Source organism: Mycobacterium sp. WMMD1722 (assembly GCF_049315205.1).
Lineage (GTDB): Bacteria > Actinomycetota > Actinomycetes > Mycobacteriales > Mycobacteriaceae > Mycobacterium.
The window spans coordinates 3,704,893-3,722,383 of record NZ_CP186056.1; the positions used below are offsets into that span (position 1 = coordinate 3,704,893).

The 17,491-nt window shown below is 64.5% G+C and carries 17 protein-coding genes; 8 read left to right on the forward strand and 9 right to left on the reverse strand.

All coding sequences use genetic code 11. The annotated features are described in order from the left end of the window. The first annotated feature begins 13 nt into the window (after positions 1-13). Positions 14-649: a TetR/AcrR family transcriptional regulator gene (locus ACN27E_RS17685; protein WP_422743410.1), complete on the forward strand. Its 636-nt coding sequence runs from the start codon at positions 14-16 to the stop codon at positions 647-649. A 288-nt stretch (positions 650-937) separates the two neighbouring features. Next, the gene (locus ACN27E_RS17690; protein WP_422743412.1) at positions 938-1,432 is read left to right on the forward strand and encodes an FBP domain-containing protein; all 495 of its coding nucleotides are present in this window, start codon (positions 938-940) and stop codon (positions 1,430-1,432) included. A 108-nt stretch (positions 1,433-1,540) separates the two neighbouring features. Here ACN27E_RS17690 and ACN27E_RS17695 read toward each other — a convergent pair whose 3' ends face one another. The 4 genes from ACN27E_RS17695 to ACN27E_RS17710 form a co-directional block, all read right to left on the reverse strand. Continuing rightward, the gene (locus ACN27E_RS17695) at positions 1,541-2,089 is read right to left on the reverse strand and encodes a helix-turn-helix transcriptional regulator (protein WP_422743413.1); all 549 of its coding nucleotides are present in this window, start codon (positions 2,087-2,089) and stop codon (positions 1,541-1,543) included. Next, a complete protein-coding gene (locus ACN27E_RS17700) occupies positions 2,090-2,869 on the reverse strand; it encodes an MBL fold metallo-hydrolase (protein WP_422743415.1) in 780 nt (259 codons plus the stop codon). Positions 2,870-3,084: 215 nt separating this feature from the next. After that, entirely contained in the window at positions 3,085-3,798 is a 714-nt protein-coding gene (locus tag ACN27E_RS17705; RefSeq protein ID WP_422743417.1) for a dienelactone hydrolase family protein, read from the reverse strand. Between the two features lie 2 nt (positions 3,799-3,800). Then, positions 3,801-5,000 carry an FAD-dependent monooxygenase gene (locus ACN27E_RS17710; RefSeq protein ID WP_422743419.1) on the reverse strand — a complete coding sequence of 400 codons (1,200 nt, stop codon included), beginning with the start codon at positions 4,998-5,000 and terminating at the stop codon, positions 3,801-3,803. A gap of 73 nt (positions 5,001-5,073) precedes the next feature. On the opposite strand from ACN27E_RS17710, the gene ACN27E_RS17715 reads away from it, so the two are divergent. Beyond that, positions 5,074-5,649 (forward strand): MarR family winged helix-turn-helix transcriptional regulator, encoded by a 576-nt coding sequence (locus ACN27E_RS17715; RefSeq protein WP_422743421.1) that lies wholly within the window; start codon positions 5,074-5,076, stop codon positions 5,647-5,649. A 24-nt stretch (positions 5,650-5,673) separates the two neighbouring features. Here ACN27E_RS17715 and ACN27E_RS17720 read toward each other — a convergent pair whose 3' ends face one another. Next, on the reverse strand, positions 5,674-6,489 hold the full coding sequence (locus tag ACN27E_RS17720) for an SDR family oxidoreductase (RefSeq protein WP_422743422.1): 816 nt from the start codon (positions 6,487-6,489) through the stop codon (positions 5,674-5,676). Positions 6,490-6,515: 26 nt separating this feature from the next. After that, positions 6,516-7,250 (reverse strand): SDR family oxidoreductase, encoded by a 735-nt coding sequence (locus ACN27E_RS17725; protein WP_422743423.1) that lies wholly within the window; start codon positions 7,248-7,250, stop codon positions 6,516-6,518. A 226-nt stretch (positions 7,251-7,476) separates the two neighbouring features. Here ACN27E_RS17725 and ACN27E_RS17730 point away from each other — a divergent pair, with 226 nt between their 5' ends. Continuing rightward, positions 7,477-8,283 carry an SDR family oxidoreductase gene (locus ACN27E_RS17730; protein WP_422743425.1) on the forward strand — a complete coding sequence of 269 codons (807 nt, stop codon included), beginning with the start codon at positions 7,477-7,479 and terminating at the stop codon, positions 8,281-8,283. Between the two features lie 30 nt (positions 8,284-8,313). Here the strand turns inward: ACN27E_RS17730 and ACN27E_RS17735 are convergent, their stop codons facing one another. After that, positions 8,314-8,988, reverse strand: a complete 675-nt coding sequence (locus tag ACN27E_RS17735) for a TetR/AcrR family transcriptional regulator (protein WP_422743427.1) — start codon at positions 8,986-8,988, stop codon at positions 8,314-8,316. A gap of 147 nt (positions 8,989-9,135) precedes the next feature. Between ACN27E_RS17735 and ACN27E_RS17740 the strand changes: the two genes are divergently transcribed. The 3 genes from ACN27E_RS17740 to ACN27E_RS17750 all read left to right on the forward strand — a co-directional run bounded on the left by ACN27E_RS17740 (position 9,136) and on the right by ACN27E_RS17750 (position 11,306). Then, positions 9,136-9,738 carry an NADPH-dependent F420 reductase gene (locus ACN27E_RS17740; protein ID WP_422743429.1) on the forward strand — a complete coding sequence of 201 codons (603 nt, stop codon included), beginning with the start codon at positions 9,136-9,138 and terminating at the stop codon, positions 9,736-9,738. A 62-nt stretch (positions 9,739-9,800) separates the two neighbouring features. Then, the gene (locus ACN27E_RS17745; RefSeq protein ID WP_422743430.1) at positions 9,801-10,796 is read left to right on the forward strand and encodes a zinc-binding alcohol dehydrogenase family protein; all 996 of its coding nucleotides are present in this window, start codon (positions 9,801-9,803) and stop codon (positions 10,794-10,796) included. A 96-nt stretch (positions 10,797-10,892) separates the two neighbouring features. Next, a complete protein-coding gene (locus ACN27E_RS17750) occupies positions 10,893-11,306 on the forward strand; it encodes a nitroreductase/quinone reductase family protein (protein WP_422743431.1) in 414 nt (137 codons plus the stop codon). A gap of 441 nt (positions 11,307-11,747) precedes the next feature. On the opposite strand, the gene ACN27E_RS17755 is transcribed toward ACN27E_RS17750, so the two are convergent. Further along, on the reverse strand, positions 11,748-12,737 hold the full coding sequence (locus tag ACN27E_RS17755; protein WP_422743433.1) for an amidohydrolase family protein: 990 nt from the start codon (positions 12,735-12,737) through the stop codon (positions 11,748-11,750). Positions 12,738-13,752: 1,015 nt separating this feature from the next. On the opposite strand from ACN27E_RS17755, the gene mdlC reads away from it, so the two are divergent. After that, entirely contained in the window at positions 13,753-15,369 is a 1,617-nt protein-coding gene (mdlC, locus tag ACN27E_RS17760) for a benzoylformate decarboxylase (RefSeq protein ID WP_422743434.1), read from the forward strand. 604 nt (positions 15,370-15,973) lie between these two features. On the opposite strand, the gene ACN27E_RS17765 is transcribed toward mdlC, so the two are convergent. Beyond that, positions 15,974-17,440, reverse strand: a complete 1,467-nt coding sequence (locus ACN27E_RS17765; protein WP_422749953.1) for a catalase — start codon at positions 17,438-17,440, stop codon at positions 15,974-15,976. Positions 17,441-17,491: the final 51 nt, after the last annotated feature.

The following is a 17,491-nucleotide window of genomic DNA, read 5'->3' on the forward strand; positions in this document are numbered from 1 at the left end:
TAGAATGGTCCGCATGGGCGCAGAGCAACGGCACCCGGGAGGCCGGCCACGCTCATTCGACGAGGGTCAGGCGCTCGATCGGGCCATCGACGTTTTCTGGCGTCTCGGCTATGAAGGTGCGTCACTGGCCGAACTCACCGAGGCCATGGGCATCAACAAGCCGAGCCTGTATGCCGTGTTCGGAAGTAAAGAGGAACTCTTCGTCCGTGCCCTAGAGCGTTACGGCCAGTGCTACCACGAGCATCTGCGTCAGGTGCTGTCGAGATCCCGCGTTTATGACATCCTCGAGGCGTATCTGCGTGACACCGCCAGGGCTGTGCGTGCCGGGAATGTGCTGGGGTGCTTATCCATTCAAGGCGGCATCTCCTGCGGGCCGAACAACGCGCGCATTCCGCAGCTGCTCGCCGAGTATCGCAAGGGTATCGAGGACGCCATCGCCGAAGCGCTCGCAGCGGCTGACGATGCGTCAGACATCGATACCGCGGCGCTGGCGGGGTTCGCCGTGACGATCGGACAGGGGCTTGCGGTGAATGCCGCGGCTAAAGCGCCGCAGTCCAGGCTCGACGCGGCCGTGGACGTGGCTGTCGCCGGCCTGGCGACGTCACTCGTGCCGCATGGTCGCGAACCGAGACGCGTCGGAGACGACTGATCTTGTGCCAGCGCGTCTTTCCCGGACCACCACGACGGTGGTCCACCTCATCTGTCACCCTCACGCTTCGCAAAGCGTCACTCGCGCCGTCCTATTGGCCTTGGCGTGGTGAGGGTTCCCTCGCTATCGTGTGCAGAGTGAACATCCGAGTTGAGGAGGTCGTCGGCGCTCGCGCCGACATCAGATGACCGCGCCCCGTCGCCGACCCCTTGGGCCGGCGGTGCAGTCATACCCTCACTCTTCGGGATCGCACAGGCGTGCGCTCCCTTCTCAAGGATGGATTCACCCATGGACTCGTTCACCCGTACCCAAATTCTCGGCGCCTTTCGCGGCGCCACCAGAAGCGAGGTCAAAAAGGTCACCTTCGCCGCGGACTTCGATGCCGTCAACTTCGCCGCATTGGAGTACTACGGCTGGGCCGACCCGAAGATCCCGCGTCGTGCCTACCTCGTGGTCGAACGGCCCGACGGACTGGTTGCGCTGCTACTGAACCGGGCCGCGGTCAAGCCACGAGGACGAGCGATGTGCACGTGGTGCAACGACGTGAACCTCAACGATGAGGCCGTGCTCTACACGGTTCGCCGGGGCGGCGCGGCTGGCCGTAAAGGCGACACCATCGGCACATTGATCTGCGCGAATTTCGGGTGCTCCCGTAACGTACGGCAACTGCCTCCGGCCTATCACAAGGACACCGACCTCAAGCACATACGTGAACAACAGGTCGGAGAGTTGCTGCGGAAGGTGCACGGCTTCGTGGAAAAGGTTCTCTCGACACAAGACTGACTGTCCCCGAGCGACGCCGCACCGCCCCTCTGCCATACCGGCTGACCCGGCACCAGGTCCGCTACCGCGGACCTGGTGCCCTTCAATGCGAAGTCGGCGCGCAGCGGTTCAGAGTCGCTGAAATTCGCCCGGCGTCACGCCGTAATGCTCGCGGAACACCGCTGTGAAGCGGCCGGCGCTGGCGTAGCCACACATCGACGCGACCGCTGACACGGTGTGCCTCCTCGTAGACAGCAGTTCGGCAGCGCGGTCCATCCGCAGATCGGTGAGGTATCGATGAGGGGTGACGCCCACCGTGGCCTTGAACGCGCGCAGGAAGTGGTACTTGCTCAGATGGGCCGCGCGAGCCAAGTCCGCGAGAGCGACTTGGTCGTGCAGGTGCCCCTTCATGTAATCGGTGACTAGCTTCAAAGCGCTTGCCGGGAGCCTCGTTCGCGTGCCGCGGGTGTCAGCCGATGCCGGGCGATCTGGTGCGAGCATGTGCGCCGCCAAGGCCTGGGCCAGCGCCTGGGCGACCAGCACTTCGGCGTGACTGCGCCTCGCGGTGTGCAGCGCGCGCAAGATGGCCGCAGCCACCGGATCGTGCGCGTCCCGACCGTCGGGAAATTCCGGCTGCCCCGTGGCAGGCACATGTGGGCAATTCACCGAGACCACCACTCAAAGGGGCTGCAGTAGATCGGTTCCGGCCGTGACGGGGCCGTTGAACGCGGAGCCGATGGTCGAGAGGTCCGTGGGGGTCGCCTCGTTGTAATGGGACAGAATCACCCGTCCGGCCCTCGCGCCAGAGGCCATGTCAGCCACGTGCGACGGTCGAAGGTGTCCTGCCCGCAACGCCGCGGGATCGACTCCCGGTGGGAAATCCTCGGGAAGTTCGTCGCTGACCATCTCCGCGACAATGGCGTCCACGCCGTCGAACAACATTGTGACCGCCGCGCTCGGCCCGGTGTCACCGGTGAATCCGATCGCCCACTCGGGCGTCTCCACGCGGTAGGAATACGAGGCGCTGCCCGCCGGATTGCGCGTGCCCCGGTCCGAGTAGTGGGTGTTTTCGACGGCGGCGACCCGCAATTGCGGGGTGTCGTACACCGCACCCTCACCGACCTCCTTCGCGATCACCGTCGCGGCGACGGGCGGTCCCACCGAGTTGTTCTCGGAGCGGCGGATACCCCCACTGACGTCGAGCACGGCCGATAGCGCGGTGATCAGTCGGTGGGTCCCCGGTGGTCCGATGATGGTGAGCGGGGCTTGGGGCGGACCGTAGATCGCCGACGTGTACCGGAAGCTGAGCAGGTCGGTGAGACCCACGGTGTGATCGTCGTGCAAGTGGGTCAGGAACACGGCAGTGAGGTCGTCGGGGCGCAATCCTGCCTGGGCGAGTCGGCCGATGGTCGACGTGCCGGCGTCGATGAGGAAGTGACCTATAGCCGTCGTTACCAAGCTGCTGATCCCCGCGCGCCCCGGCTCTGCGGTGGGTCCACCGCTGGTCCCCAACAATGTCAAAGGGCGGTCTGCCGACGTGCGCACCATAAGCGCGGCAGGTTCGACGTCAGGAGGGCGCGGGTCGGGTTTCGCGCCACACGCGGACGCGGTCAGTACGGCCGGAACGAGACAACAACTGGTCAACAGCGATCGCCGGCCCAGGCGCGGCAGGTTCACGTGGTGTCCGAGAGATGATGGCCGAAGAAGGCGATGATGCGGCCCCATGCGTCCTCGGCCTCGGATTCGTAGTACTTGAACCCCTTGACCCATTCGAAGACCCGCAGTCTCAGCGGCGCTGCCCGCCAGTCGTTCATGAAGGAATGGCCCACCCCGGGATACTCTTTCACGTCGTGGGCGACGTTGCCCGCCTCGAGCTTCTCGGTGAGCCGTAGCGCGTCGCCGCGCAACGCCTTGTCGAGGGAGCCGTAGCTGGCCACGACAGGGCAGCTCTCGGTGAGACGTTCGGCATTGGGTGGCCAATTGCCGTAATTGGGTGCAGTGGCGTGGAATGCGCCGCTGGGCGCCAGCAGCAGACAAAATCCTCCACCGAGGCAGAAGCCCACCGCGCCGATCTTGCCGGTGCACTGAGGATCGTCTGCGAGATGACGGCGCGCAGTGAGTAAGTCGTCGATAGGTGGACCGTGCCCGGTCGACATGGCGCGCGTCATCGCTACCACACACCGCAGCCGCGCGCCCGGCCGGAAGAGGTTGGGGGCCAGCGCGACGAATCCGGCAGCGGCGAGACGGTCGACGCTGCGTCGGATGTCAGCGGTGAGACCACCGACATCGTGAACGACTAGGACGCCGGGCCACGGTCCGACGCCAGGCGGATGTTGCAGGTAGCCCTGGAGCGGGTGGGGGCCGTCGGCAAGGGTGACGTCGGGCATGTTCAGACCCCCGAATCAGGGTAGTGAGGAAGATCCGTTGTGGGAGAGGGTCGGGACGGGATAAGGGCAGCGAGAGCGCGGGCGGGTGGTGATCCGGCGACGCGCATGAGAGTGCGCAGGGTGCTCAGACCGACGCGCGTCCTCGGATGCAGGAGTCGGGGACCGCCAGGGGGGAGCTTATGGGCCCCGTCGACGAAAACCGACATCCGTTCCTGGTAGTTGCATAGTGCCGCGTCCACGGTATCGCCGCCGGCCAGTACGCCTGCCAGGACATAGGCGCCGGTCAGTGCCAGCGTCGCGCCGAGACCGCTCACGGGAGTGGCGCACCAGGCCGCATCACCGAGGAGAACCACACGCCCCGCACTGTAGGTGCGTGCGCAGACCTGAGTGAGGTAGTCGATATACAGCTCGTCGGTGCCGGCGACACCCTGCAGGATGCGCGGCGTCTTCCACCCGAGGTCTCCGAACTTCTCGATGAGGACCGTCTTCTGCTGGTCCCCCGGCATGTTCTCGTAGCCCATGGGTGGGGACAGGAAGGACAGCGCGATCCGCGTGGTGCCCTTGTTGTCAGGGCGCACGGTGATCGAGCGGCCGCCGGTGCCGTTGTACCAGTTCCAATACAGGTCGTCGTCTTCGGCGCGCGGAATGGTGGCGAAAGCCGTATAGAGGCCTAGAGATTGGGTCGGCACGTCACCGAACACGATCCGTCGGGTCGATGAACGCGTTCCCTCCGCGATCACGATGAGGTCGTAGCGCGCTCGCTCGCCGTCGTTGAAGGTCACGGTCACACCGCCGTCGTCCTGGTCGACGTCCGTGATGTGTCGACCCAAGTGAATGACGGTGTCGTCGGGCAGGGCATCGACCAGCAGCCGGGACAGCTCACCGCGCAGGATCTCTACGTTCGCCGTGGTGCCGCCACTGTCGGAGTCACCGGCGGGAATCTGCCACAGCGTCCGGTCCTCATCGTCGACGAAACGCGTGCCGATCTCTCCGGTGCTGTGTGACTTCACTTTTCGTTCGAGGTTCATCCGCCGCAGCACCTCGCGACCGCTGCCCCGGACGTCGATGTTCTGGCCAGCGCCGCGCAATACGGGACTGCGTTCGATGATCGTCACGTCGTGCCCATTGCGCAGCAGCCAGTACGCCGCGGCGGGGCCGGCGATACTCGAACCACAGACCAGCACTTTGAGTGCGGTGCTCACGAAGGCTCCATTCCCCAAGCGCTCAGACCATTATGCCTTCACCATGAAGTTACTTTCCGATCAAAGTACCAACGTGATAGCGTCGTGTCGAGCGCAGCAGTTCGCCGAGATCAAGAGGAACGCCGTGGAGACCCGTGCCGATGAACCCGGCCGCCTGCTGGGCGCGCTCGAGGTACGCGTCCTGGAGCGCTTGCGGTCGTACGCGGCGGACTACACCTACATCAATCGTCAACTCGCGGCGTGGCTGGGTGTACACACCGCCGACGCCGCCGCCTACTCCGAAATCCTGTACGCGCAGGATCGCGGCGAACCGCTCACCCCGGCGCAGCTGGCCAAACGCCTCCCCATGACCTCAGGGGCGACCACCTCGCTGCTCAACCGCTTGGAAGCCGCGGGGCTCATCATCCGCAGCCGCGAGAGCACGGACCGTCGGGTGGTCACGCTCCGCAGCGACCCCGCCATCCGGCGCGAGGCACCCCGCTTCTTCGGCCCACTTGCGGCACGCCTGGACGCGGTGCTGTCGGGCTACGCCCCGGAGTTCCTCGACCGGATGGCCGACTGCCTCGAGGAGGTGCACGGCGCGATGGCGGAGTTCATCGCACGAGCTGAAGAGGACATCCCGCCGAGATTGCCTGCAGCCGAACGTTAATCGAACGGCTGAGCAATACCGACGTCAATCGAAATCGGCCGTCGCGGCATTGTCACGCTGGGCAGCCACCTCGATCAGTCGCTCCGACAGCGCCGTGGTCATCAGGGCCCAGGCGTCGGACCCCAGCACCAGGCGCCGGACCGGGCGATCCGCGTCGGCCGCCCGAATGATCGCCGCCACGGTGCGTTCCGGGCTGTCGGGCATGTCCTCCTCGGCTGTTGGCGGAACGTCGGCAGGCCCCCCGCGATAGGGCTCGCTGAGTTCGACCCGGAGCGCCGCGTCGAAGAACCCGGTGCGCACCACACCCGGTTCGATCAGCGTGGTGTGGATGCCGAAGGGTTCGACCTCGACGGCCAGCGCGTCGTAAAAGCCCTCGATACCCCATTTGGTGACGTGGTACAGCGAAAAGGCAGGGAACGTGAGGTGCCCGCCCATGCTCGACATCTGCATCAGGCGCCCGCCGCCTTGGGCTCGTAAGCGCGGTATCACCGCACGGGCGAGTTGGATCGGGGCGGTGAGGTTGGTGGCGATCATCCGCTCGATGTGCTCGTCGGCAAGATCTTCGGCGACGCCGAACACTCCATATCCGGCATTGGAGACGACGACGTCGATACGGCCCAACTCTTCGAACGCCTCGCCGACCACGTGACGGACCGCGCCGGTATCGGTGACATCGAGGGCTCGCCGCCAGAGCCGGGTGCCGTGGCGGTCGACGAGCTCGTCGAGGTCTGCCGGGTGGCGCAACGTCGCCGCCACCGTGTCGCCGCGTTCCAGTGCCTGCTCCATGAGCAGCCGTCCCATGCCCCGTGATGCGCCGGTGATGAACCATGCCTTGGCCATTCGACTCCCCTTCGTTCAGACCCGCTTCACTGGGAGCTGGCCGTCGGTCGGACGATGATTTCGTTGACGTCGACCTCGGCCGGCTGTTCCACCGCGTAGGCGATGGCTGCTCCGATCGCCGACGCCGGCATCGCCCCGGCGCGATAGGACTTCATCGCGTCCCGCGCTCCGGTGTCCGAGATCGACTCGGCCAATTCGGATTCGGTGACACCAGGTGATATCAGCGTCACCCGTACGTCACCCGACGATTCCTGGCGCAACCCTTCAGTGATAGCGCGCACCGCGAACTTGGTGGCGCTGTACACCGCCGCCGTGGGAACCACTTCATAGGCACCCACCGACGCGACGTTGATGACATGGCCGCTGCCCTGTTCTTTCATGATCGGCAGGGCCGCGTGGATACCGTGCAGCACACCGCGTACGTTGACATCGATCATCGCGTTCCACTCGTCGACGTTGCCAGCCGACAACGGTGACAGCGGCATTATGCCGGCGTTGTTGACGATGACGTCCACTCGGCCAAAGCGTTCGTGTGCAGCGCGAACGAATCGTCCCATGTCCGCTACGTCGGTCACGTCGAGGCGCCGCCAAGCGGCCTCGCCACCGACGGCGACGATGCGGTCCACGATCGACTGCAGCCGGTCGGTGCGGCGCGCCCCGAGGTACACGCGATGACCGTCGTGAGCCAGTCGTAACGCGGTCGCCTCACCGATACCGCTGCTGGCTCCGGTGATCAGCACCACCTTGTCGGCGTCGGGCATATCAGTCTCCCTCTGCGCTGACAGTAGAACCGCTGTAGCGCTACGCGATAGACGAACTCTGCGACGGCCCTGCCTGGCCAGCCGATGGCGCAGCAAGGAAAGGTGACTTCACGCTAGGCCGCGGTGGGGCAGTCGAGGTTCGACTCGTTGCTGCGAGTGCCTCGGAAATTGCTGCATCTGCGGCGTCGACTCCCGGTTTGGCCCGTCACGAACAACAGTGGTGGATATGACCAATTCCTCCTCCGACACAGCCACATCCCCGCGTCTCATGTCCGGAAGTCCGCTGGCGGGGCGCGTCGCCGTCGTCACGGGCGCGTCGAGCGGCATCGGCGAGGCGACAGCGGTTCGGCTAGCTGAACTCGGCTCGAAGGTGGCACTCATCGCCCGCCGGGGGGATCGCCTCGACGACCTGAATGACCGCATCACCAGTGCGGGCGGCGAGGCGCTAGCCCTCCCCACCGACGTCCGCGACCGCGCCGATGTACTCGCTACCGCCGATCGGGTCGCCCAGGACCTCGGCACCGTCGACCTGGTCTTTGCCAACGCCGGTATTCAGTTGATCTCGAGCATGTCCGACCTGTCGATCGAGGATTGGGACACCCAGGTGCACACCAACGTGCACGGCGTCATGAATACCATTCAGGCCTTCCTCAGCCCCCTCCGCGAATCAGCCGACAGCGGAGGGCCAGCAGACCTCATCACCACGTCGTCAATTGCCGCAGTTCGGATCCTCGATCGCTTCCAGGTGTACTCGGCGACCAAGGCTTACATCACGCAGCTGTCTCGCCTGCTGCGCAGCGAGCTCGGGCAGCAGAAGGTCCGGGTATCGACCATCGAGCCGGGTATGGTCGACACCGAACTGCCCGAGCACGTCACAGATCCAGCGGCCACCAAGCTCATGGCGGACTTGATCAAGAACATCGACGTGCTCCAGTCCGACGACATCGCCGAGCTCGTCGCATTCATCGCGGCGCTGCCCAAGCATGTCAACCTCGCGGAGATCACGGTCTTGCCCACCCAACAGGCCATCTGACAGCCCAGGGCAAGAGCGCTCTCCGTGAGGTCAACGCCGTTTGAGCTCTCTGCTGTTGGCGGTCAGGACTTCATCGGACAGATCGGGATCAGCCTCGGCGACGGCGCGCGCGATGAGTTGTGCGCCGACCAACTGGCTGAACAGGGCGATGGCCTGCTCTCGCGCCCTGCGTGGATCGAGCTTGGCGTTGGTCTGCTTCGCGCTGCCACGGAGTAGGTCGGTGATGGCGGCGATGTAGCCCTGCAATCCCCGCCGGTATTCCTGTTGGGCCTGAACCCCGTGCCGTCCCGCGTCGGCTGCCAGGGCAGCAGAAGCACATCCTTCTTCGGGGTGGTCGCGGTGATAGGTGCTCAGATAGCTGTCGATGATGGCGTTCAAGGCCGCCCGGCTAGAGCGGGGATGGGCGCCGATCAGAGCGTCGACAGAGCCCAAAGAGGCAGTAAATCCCTGGTTGAGGACTTCCAAGGCGAGGTCTTCCTTGGAGGAAAAATGGTTGTAGAACCCGCCGTGGGTCATCCCGGCCGTCTTCATCAGCTCGTCGATGCCCACCCCGTCGATCCCCCGAGCCCTGAAGCCTTGCCCGGCGGCGGTCACGATGCGCTCGCGGTTGCGCTCCTTCTGCTGCCGTGAAATACGAGGCACCGGACTCCCTCCACGACGGGACAGTTGAGTCATCTCCAATGCGGGATCGATGGCACCCGTCATCAAACCCATCCTAACCCAACGCTGACTGCCGGACGACCACGGCGTCGATCCGTCGCGAGCGGTCTTGTGTTGACGATTATTGATGACGCATGACAGCATTCTTTAAATGTCGTCCGTCATCAATAATCCTTGAGATCGGGGCAGCACGTGAACTTCGGAACCATTGGCGCCGGCACCATCGCGCAAGCCATAGCTCGACATCTGGTGACGGCCGGACATCGCGTGATGTTGAGCAACAGTCGCGGTCCGTCCACCTTGGGGGAGGTCGTCGCCGATCTGGGGCCGTTGGCCTCGGCGGGAACGGTCGCGCAAGCTGCTGAAGCCGACGTGGTGTTTCTCACGGTGATGTGGCCGGATATCGCGGCCGCATTGGCTGACCTGCCCCCATGGGAAGGACGCATCCTCGTCGATTGCACCAACCAGTTCGCGCGACTTGATCCCGTCGTCGTAGCCGACCTCGGCGATCAGACCGGAAGCGAGTGGGTCGCCGCCCACGCGCCGAATGCCCGTGTGATCAAGGCGTTCAACACACTGCACGCCGAGTACATCGCGGCCGACCCGCGCCACCCAGCCGGACGGCAAGTGTTGTTCTACGCCGGCGATGACGCCGCCGCGAAGGCAACCTTTCGTGAGTTGGTCGACAGTTTCGGTTTCGCCCCGGTCGACGTCGGAGCCTTACGGGACGGCGGCCGACTGATGCAGGTCGACGGTGGCCCGCTGTCGGCCCTGCATGCCCTCAGACAGGACTGACCGGCCCCCGTGCCCGCCGCCCCGTCGGCAGATGGGACGAAATTTGCAGAACTGGAGGAGCAATGAAGGCACTGGCCTACCAGCGAGCACACCCGTTGACCGCGTTCGCGATGGATCTGATCGACGTTGACGAGCCGCGGCTCGGTCCGGGCGACTTACTGGTCGACATCCGAGCGATCGGCGTGAACCCCGGAGAGGCGCTGATCCGTTCGGTACGCAGTGCCGAGCCGGGCGGGCGGGTGATCCTGGGCTGGGAGTTCGCGGGTGTGGTCATCAAGACCGGCACCGCCGCGACCGGGTTCACCGTCGGTGATCGGGTGATGGGCACCGGTGATGTCACGCGGGATGGTTGCTGGGCGGAACAGCTGGCCGTGGACCATCGCGTGGTCGCGAAGATCCCCGACCAGCTCTCCTTCACCGATGCCGCATCATTGCCGATCGGCGCCCTGACCAGCTGGGAGGCGATGTTCCGCGACCAGCGGACCCTCCCGCCGGGTGTGGAACGGGTTCTGGTCGTCGGCGGCGCCGGCGGCGTTGGATCGTTGGCAACGCAGCTGCTGAAGGCAAGAACTTCAGCGTTTGTCATCAGCACCGCATCCCGTCCGCAGTCGCAGGACTGGTGTCGCGCGATGGGCGCCGATCTGGTGGTCGACCACACCGCCGATGTGTGTGAGCAACTGGCACAAGCCGATATCCATCAAATCGACATGGTGCTGTCGACAGCAGGGACCGCGACCCAACTCGCCTGGATCGCCAAACTCCTCCGGCCCTTCGGTCACCTGACGGCGATCGACCTCAGCGCCCCGGTCAACCTCGCACCGCTGATCGAGAAGTCCATTTCGCTGCACACCGAAATGGTGTTCAGCCAGATAAGCGGCGGCACAGACGCCAGCAATCAAGGCCGAATTCTGCAGACCATCAGTGAATACGTCCTCAGCGGCCTGGTGCGTCCGGTCGTGACCACCCGACTCGCGGGCCTGACCGTGCACAACATGAAGATCGCCCACACGTTGCTCGAAAGTCACCGCACCATCGGCAAGATCGTCATCGAGACGTGAGCGTCGGCAGCGATCTCCTGGCAAGCACTGGCCAGTCACCAACGGCTCACGGCGAGAGCCTCTGTCCACCAGACCGACTCAACGAAGGGGCACTACATGACTGACTCGAGGGAAGTGACGGCAACACTGATCGACGAATTCCGCGCCAACGATGGCAAACTCACCAGCTTTGGCGACACGCCCCTGTTGGTATTGCACAGCACCGGCGCCAAGACCGGGCACGAACGCCTCTCGATCTTGATCTATCAGAAGCTGGGCGAAAGCTGGGCGATATTCGCCTCCAACGGAGGATCGCCCACCAACCCGGCTTGGTACCACAACATCATCGTCAATCCGCATGTAGAAATCGAAGTGGGGAACTCCACGCACGAGGCCATAGCACGGGTAGCCAACGAAACCGAGCGGCAACGAATTTGGGACGCGCAAAGAGCAGTGATGCCGGAGATCGACGACTTCGCCGCCCGATCCAGCCGCGTCATCCCCGTGGTAGTACTCGACCCCGCGCCCTGACTGGAGTGTTGCGGCCCCGGGGTACTGACCACGGGACGTTGGCGACGGAGTGACGTGGTGACATGACGAAGACCTCCGAGTGAACGAACTGCTGATCGCCCTCAGATGTCGGTCAGAACCGGTCAGCCGGTTCGTTATGCATCGATCGATGAGTGATCGTCGCTCGTCGCGACAGCTGCTGCTGTGACTTCTCACGCTTCGTGACCAACCTTGCCTTGCCAAACTGCTGTGGTGCGCGTTGTCTCACGGCGCGACCACCAGAGTTTGTCCCACGTTTGTGACCAAGATTCACGCTTGGTCGTGCGGCCGAGCGCGTCGTTCGTTCTCGGTGCTCGGATGTCGGCGATTGGTCGTACGGCGACCACCCGAGTATTAGGCCGGTTGGTTGAGGGGCGCGCTCGTCACGTGTACTTCCGTACGGCAATCCTCGTGCCGGCTAATTCACAGGCCGTAGAGCGATTCGGCATTGGCATGGGCGATCTTTTCCCGATCCAGGGGGTCGGCAAGCGTGTCGAGAAACGTCGCCGTAGTAGCCCGATCGAGCAGATGAAATGGGTAGTCGCCGGAGAGCAGGATGTGGTCGACCGTTGTGAAGTCCAAAGCATGCCTGAGCAATCGGGGCGTCAGCATACCGCTGGCCGTGATGTATACGTTGGTGCTGAAGTAGTCTGCGATCCGCCTGTCCAAACGCGCGACCTCCGACAGGCTGTTCACACGGTCGAGCATGAAGAGCACCATCTCGCCCCAATGACCCAGCACAAGCTGCAGATCGGGATGTCGGTCGAACACCCCGCTGACGATTAGTCGAACCGCGGCCAGGCCCGCCTCGACATGCCAACCCCAACCAAAGGTTGCCAGTGCCAGTTCGAGATCAGGGGCTAAGCCGCCGTACGACGTGTTGACGACCGTCCGAGGAGCGATCTGCGGATGGATGAATACGGGTCGGTGGAGCCGTACGGCGGTCGCGAACACGTCGTCGTAGACGGGGTCGTCGAGAGTGCGGTCACCGCAACGACCGTGCGTCATGATGCCGACGTGCGCGGACGAGCCCGCGGTGCGCTCGAGTTCGGCGACCGCACCGTCGGGGTCCGACATGGGGAGGGTGGTCATGGCCCGGAACCGGGCCGGGTGGTCCGCGACGGCGGCGCTGGCACGATCGTTGGCATCGCGGCTCAGCGCGACCGCTTCCGCGGCCGGCAGGCCGTGGGTCCCAGGCGGTGCAAGTGAAAGTATCTGGACGTCGACACCAGCGGCGTCCATCCACGCGACGCGATCGGCACCGATGTCGTGCAGCCGGATCGGGATGTCACCGTCGTCGTTCAGCGCAACGCTGGGGTCACGCGTTTCCGCCGGCTGAATACGCAGAGCGGCGTCGAGTTCCGTTGTGCTCCAGTGTTCCTCGATGGTAACGACTCGCACGGTTGCCTCCATCGCGCTCCGACCTACGAGCAAGCAATCGCCGGCCCCTATTCTGCACTATACAGTGCAGTACACCAGTAGGAGGGATGATTCAACATGCCTCCGCCATTGTTGTCAGGCGACGGACCAGGGTGTAGCGCCTAGCCAGTAGTTTCGTATTGCCATTGTCCCGCGGGGTTGCTCGCTCGTGATGCATAGACACGGCTGTCGCTCCGCCGACACGCCGTGTATGGGCATCGAGGATCGTTCGCGTTCCGAAACGGAATCATTACGTCCGCCGACCCCGCAGAACCGGCACATCCTCCGCTAGCAATTGGCACAGACACGCGACTCAATTTAAACACACCTTAGTATCGTGGTGGCCGCGGCCGCGGTCAGCCACTAAATCGCAAACTAAACCTGCTGCAGTCTATAGAGATTCGTGAATACCGCACGACGGAACCGCATCTTGAAGATCAAGGCTGGCAATCAGACCCTGCCGTCGACCTCGGTACCCGACGACCTCTGCTGCGGGCGGCCGTCAATCGCCGCGTCGACGCGGCCGTGGCTACTCCCGTGCGACCTCGACGTCGAGGTTGGCTCAGGTTGCGCTGCTGTCGCGGCGCGTCAATCTGTAGAGATCAGATAGCTGGGCTCCCGGCCCAGCGGGTCCACCAGCGCGGCGTCGGGTCACTCTGCGCCCGGTTGGTGGGACATGGCCAGCAAAGGCCTGTCTGAACGGCCGAACGCGCGACCAAGGTCCGCGACGTTTGGACTGGCACTACCTCTCGCCGATACGGGGTGTACTGTACGGTACAGTGCATACCTAACAGAGATGCAAGATTTAAGTCCAACCATGGCAGGTCGGGCGATAGCCGCTATTCGAATGTTCCAGGCTGGCCCCACGTTTTTTTCGTGGTCACGCTGGCCTGCTCAGACCGGTGCGCGTCAGCAGCAATGACGGATCTCGGCGATGCACCACAGTTCACCTCAGTGGAGGGACCACCGTTCCATCAGCTCCATTCCCGAAACAGCAAAGGGTGTTGCCATGTCCGAGAAGAAGACCGTCCAGCACGTCACCTATGACCTGCTACGCACACTGGGATTGACCACCGTGTTCGGCAACCCCGGCTCCACCGAGCAGTCCTTCCTACGCGACTTTCCCGACGACTTCACCTATGTGCTGGGTCTTCAAGAGGCGTCCGTGCTGGCGATGGCCGACGGGTTTGCCCAGGTGCGCGGCAAGCCGTCGCTGGTCAACCTTCACACCGCCGCGGGCACCGGCAACGCTATGGGATCGCTGGTCTCGACCTTCAAGGCCAACACCCCCATGATCGTCACAGCGGGAAACCAGACCCGTGAGATGTCGCAAGTGGATCCGTTCCTGAACAACCGTGACGCCATCGACTTCCCGAAGCCGTGGGTCAAGTGGGCCTACGAGCCTGCGCGCGCCGAGGATGTCCCGGCGGCGTTCATGCAGGCCTACGCGGTGGCCATGCAGCCACCGAAGGGGCCGGTGTTCTTGTCCATTCCGCTCGATGACTGGGACAAGCCCGCGTTGGGGCCGGCTGTCATTCGTGACATCAGCACCCGCATCTTCCCCGACGCAGACCGGCTGGAGTCTTTCGCGGCGCGCATCAGCCTCGCGCGGCGGCCACTGCTGTTACTCGGACCCGAGGTGGACCGCGACGGCGGCTGGGAGGCCGGCATCGCGTTCGCAGAAAAGCTCAAGGCACCGGTGTTCGGGAGCGCCCTTCCCGACCGGATCTCCTTCCCCGAGACCCATCCGCTGGCTCGGGGACCGCTACCCATGACCATCGCCGGGGTGCACGACGCACTGCGGGGCTATGACCTCGTCATAGCCGTTGGCGCACAGGTGTTCCGGTACTACCCCTACGTGGGTGGCGACTGGGTTCCTGAAGGCACCGACGTCCTGCAGATCACCTCCGACCCCCGCCTCTCGGCAGTCGCGCCCGTCGGCGACAGCCTGATCGGATCGGTCGGCATCGCGCTCGAGCAACTCGTCGATCTGATCGACGTGCCTGCCGACCGCACCGCACCGACGCCGCGGCAGCTGCCGACGATCACCGCCGTGTTCCCCGCCGCGAGCCCGCTGACCCCCGAGCAGGTCTACCAGGTGATCAGCATCGTCAAGCCGGAGCACGCAGCACTGGTCAACGAGTCCACCTCGACCATCGCCCACCAGCTCACCTGGTGCCCGACGACCCAGACCGACAGCTACTTCTGCACCCCCAGCGGAGGAATCGGGTGGGGTGTGCCCGCTGCGGTCGGTGTGGCGCTCGGGGATCGCGAGCGCGGCGTCAAGCGTCACGTCCTGGCCACGATCGGTGACGGCTCCTTCCAATACTCGGTGCAGGCCATCTGGACTGCGGCGCAGCACGACCTGCCGATCATCTTCGTCGTACTCCGCAACGGCGCTTACGAGATCCTCAAGTCCTTCGCGCTGCTGGAGAAGACGCCCAACGTCCCCGGACTCGACCTGCCCGGCCTTGACATCGAAGCATTAGGAACAGGTTTTGGGCTGCGCTCGGTCACCGTGGACGGCACCGAAGCTCTGGCCCAGGAACTCACCGCCGCACTGGTGGCGGCTGGGCCCACAGTCATCGTCGTGGACACCCAGCCGGAGCTGCCGTTCCTGGGCTGACCCGGCCCCCATGCTGTGGCCGGTATGCGTGGCACCGACACTCAACCGTCGCCACCGCCTTCAGCCACACCAGGACTCACCTCCCGGTCCCGTCGATTCGCACCCGCCCATCGATAACTAGGAGCATCAGTCACGTATGCATTGAGGTCGCCGACCACAGCGGCTGAGTGAGGATCGTCAGGTGCGTTCGGTGTCGACGCAGGGTCACGCACATGCGGGTCGTGTCGAGCGCATACGGTTCCGGCGCCACGCGGCCCACGTTGATGTAGGTGCCACGACGTGGCGGCCCGCGCCGCCAGGAGTTCGTCAATTCGTGCACGGTGACCGCCTCGCCCTGCGAGGGCAACACCGCGCGCGGCGACGGTTGCGATCGGTCCGTGCACGACCGCGGACCCTTAGGCCGAGTCATCAGGGGCGCGGACTGCGAGTCGAGCGCGCCGGGACTTACCAGACGAACGGCGCAGTTGACGCGCGTGACCTACATCGCTGGCCGAACCGTGAGCGGCCCGGTGCATTGGGGCCCGAGCACCGGGCGCGATCTGAAGTATTCACGCGATTGCTTTCTGCCCCGCATGGCATCTGGCTTCGACGAGATCAACAGCGTCTATACAGCCCCGATGACTTTGCATGCCTTACGCACGCCCTCACCGTAGGCGGGGTCTGCCTGCGTGCAGTTCTCGATGTGCTTCTCTACGGTGGTTGACCGGGCGCCCTTGATGGCGCGCGCGGTGTTGTCGAACAGCCGCTGCTGTTCCTCTCGGCCCATCAGACGGAACAGGTTGCCAGGTTGTTCGAAGTAGTTGTCGTCGTCGGCGCGAAAGTCGAAGTGATCAGCGGTGTCCCCGATCGCCTGAGGCGGATCGGCGTAGGCTGGTTGATCGGCCCAGCGCCCGAAGGTGTTGGGCTCCACCCCTGGGACACCACCCTGGTTGCCGTCCACGCGTATCGCCCCGTCGCGGTGGTAAGTGTTGACCAGTTCCGCAGCCCGCGGGTAGTTCACCGGAATCTGATGATGGTTCACGCCCACCCGGTAACGGGCGGCGTCGCCATAGGAGAACAACCGGCCCTGAAGCATCTTGTCGGGGCTGTAGGAGATGCCCGGCACCAGGTTGGCTGGGGTGAATGCCGCCTGCTCGACATCGGCGAAGTAGTTGTCCGGGTTGCGATTAAGCTCGTACTCACCGACCTCGATCAGCGGGTAGTCCCGCTGGCTCCACACCTTGGTCAGATCGAACGGGTGGAACCGGTAGGTCGACGCATCCTTCTCGGGCATCACCTGGATGAACAGCTTCCACCGCGGATAATCGCCCCGTTCGATGGCCTCGAAGAGGTCACGGCCGTGGGACTCTCGATCCTGCGCGATGACCCGCTCCGCCTTCAGGTCGGTGAGGTTCTCGATGCCCTGCTGAGTGCGAAAGTGGAACTTCACCCAGTGTCGTCCACCCGCGGCGTTGATCAGGCTGAACGTGTGGGAACCAAACCCGTGCATGTGCCGATAGGACGCGGGGATGCCGCGGTCACCCATGACGTAGGTGACCTGATGGAGGGATTCGGGTAGCCCCGTCCAAAATCCCCAGTTGTTCTCCGGGTTGCGGAGATTGGTGCGTGGATCGCGTTTCACGGCGCGGTTGAGGTCGGGAAACTTCAACGGGTCTCGGTGGAAGAACACCGGGGTGTTGTTACCGACGACGTCCCAATTGCCCTGCGAGGTGTAGAACCGCAAGGCGAAGCCGCGGATGTCACGTTCGGCGTCGGCAGCGCCACGTTCACCGGCGACCGTGGAGTACCGGGCGAACATCTCACAGGTGTTGCCGACCTTGGCGAAGATCGCCGCCTTGGTGTACGCGGTGATGTCATGGGTTACGCGGAAGGTGCCGAAGGCGCCAGCTCCCTTGGCGTGCATGCGTCGCTCGGGGATGACTTCGCGGCTGAAGTGCGCGAGCTTCTCGATCAGCCACAGGTCTTGCAGCAACAGCGGACCCCTGGGCCCGGCGCTCATGCTGTTCTGGTTGTCCACCACCGGCGCACCCGCGGCGGTCGTCAACGGTTTGGTGTTCTCCTCGAATCCCATCAGCTGTTCTCCTTCGTTGTCCACGGTGTGGGCGCCGCGGTCGGTGGTCGG

Excerpts from the sequence above, each read along its gene's own strand:
- ACN27E_RS17685 (WP_422743410.1), top strand. The coding sequence starts at position 14 with ATGGGCGCAGAGCAACGGCACCCGGGAGGCCGGCCACGCTCATTCGAC.
- ACN27E_RS17690 (WP_422743412.1), top strand. The coding sequence starts at position 938 with ATGGACTCGTTCACCCGTACCCAAATTCTCGGCGCCTTTCGCGGCGCC.
- ACN27E_RS17705 (WP_422743417.1), bottom strand. The coding sequence starts at position 3,798 with ATGCCCGACGTCACCCTTGCCGACGGCCCCCACCCGCTCCAGGGCTAC.
- ACN27E_RS17720 (WP_422743422.1), bottom strand. The coding sequence starts at position 6,489 with ATGGCCAAGGCATGGTTCATCACCGGCGCATCACGGGGCATGGGACGG.
- ACN27E_RS17725 (WP_422743423.1), bottom strand. The coding sequence starts at position 7,250 with ATGCCCGACGCCGACAAGGTGGTGCTGATCACCGGAGCCAGCAGCGGT.
- ACN27E_RS17730 (WP_422743425.1), top strand. The coding sequence starts at position 7,477 with ATGACCAATTCCTCCTCCGACACAGCCACATCCCCGCGTCTCATGTCC.
- ACN27E_RS17735 (WP_422743427.1), bottom strand. The coding sequence starts at position 8,988 with ATGACGGGTGCCATCGATCCCGCATTGGAGATGACTCAACTGTCCCGT.
- ACN27E_RS17745 (WP_422743430.1), top strand. The coding sequence starts at position 9,801 with ATGAAGGCACTGGCCTACCAGCGAGCACACCCGTTGACCGCGTTCGCG.
- ACN27E_RS17750 (WP_422743431.1), top strand. The coding sequence starts at position 10,893 with ATGACTGACTCGAGGGAAGTGACGGCAACACTGATCGACGAATTCCGC.
- ACN27E_RS17755 (WP_422743433.1), bottom strand. The coding sequence starts at position 12,737 with ATGGAGGCAACCGTGCGAGTCGTTACCATCGAGGAACACTGGAGCACA.
- mdlC (WP_422743434.1), top strand. The coding sequence starts at position 13,753 with ATGTCCGAGAAGAAGACCGTCCAGCACGTCACCTATGACCTGCTACGC.
- ACN27E_RS17765 (WP_422749953.1), bottom strand. The coding sequence starts at position 17,440 with ATGGGATTCGAGGAGAACACCAAACCGTTGACGACCGCCGCGGGTGCG.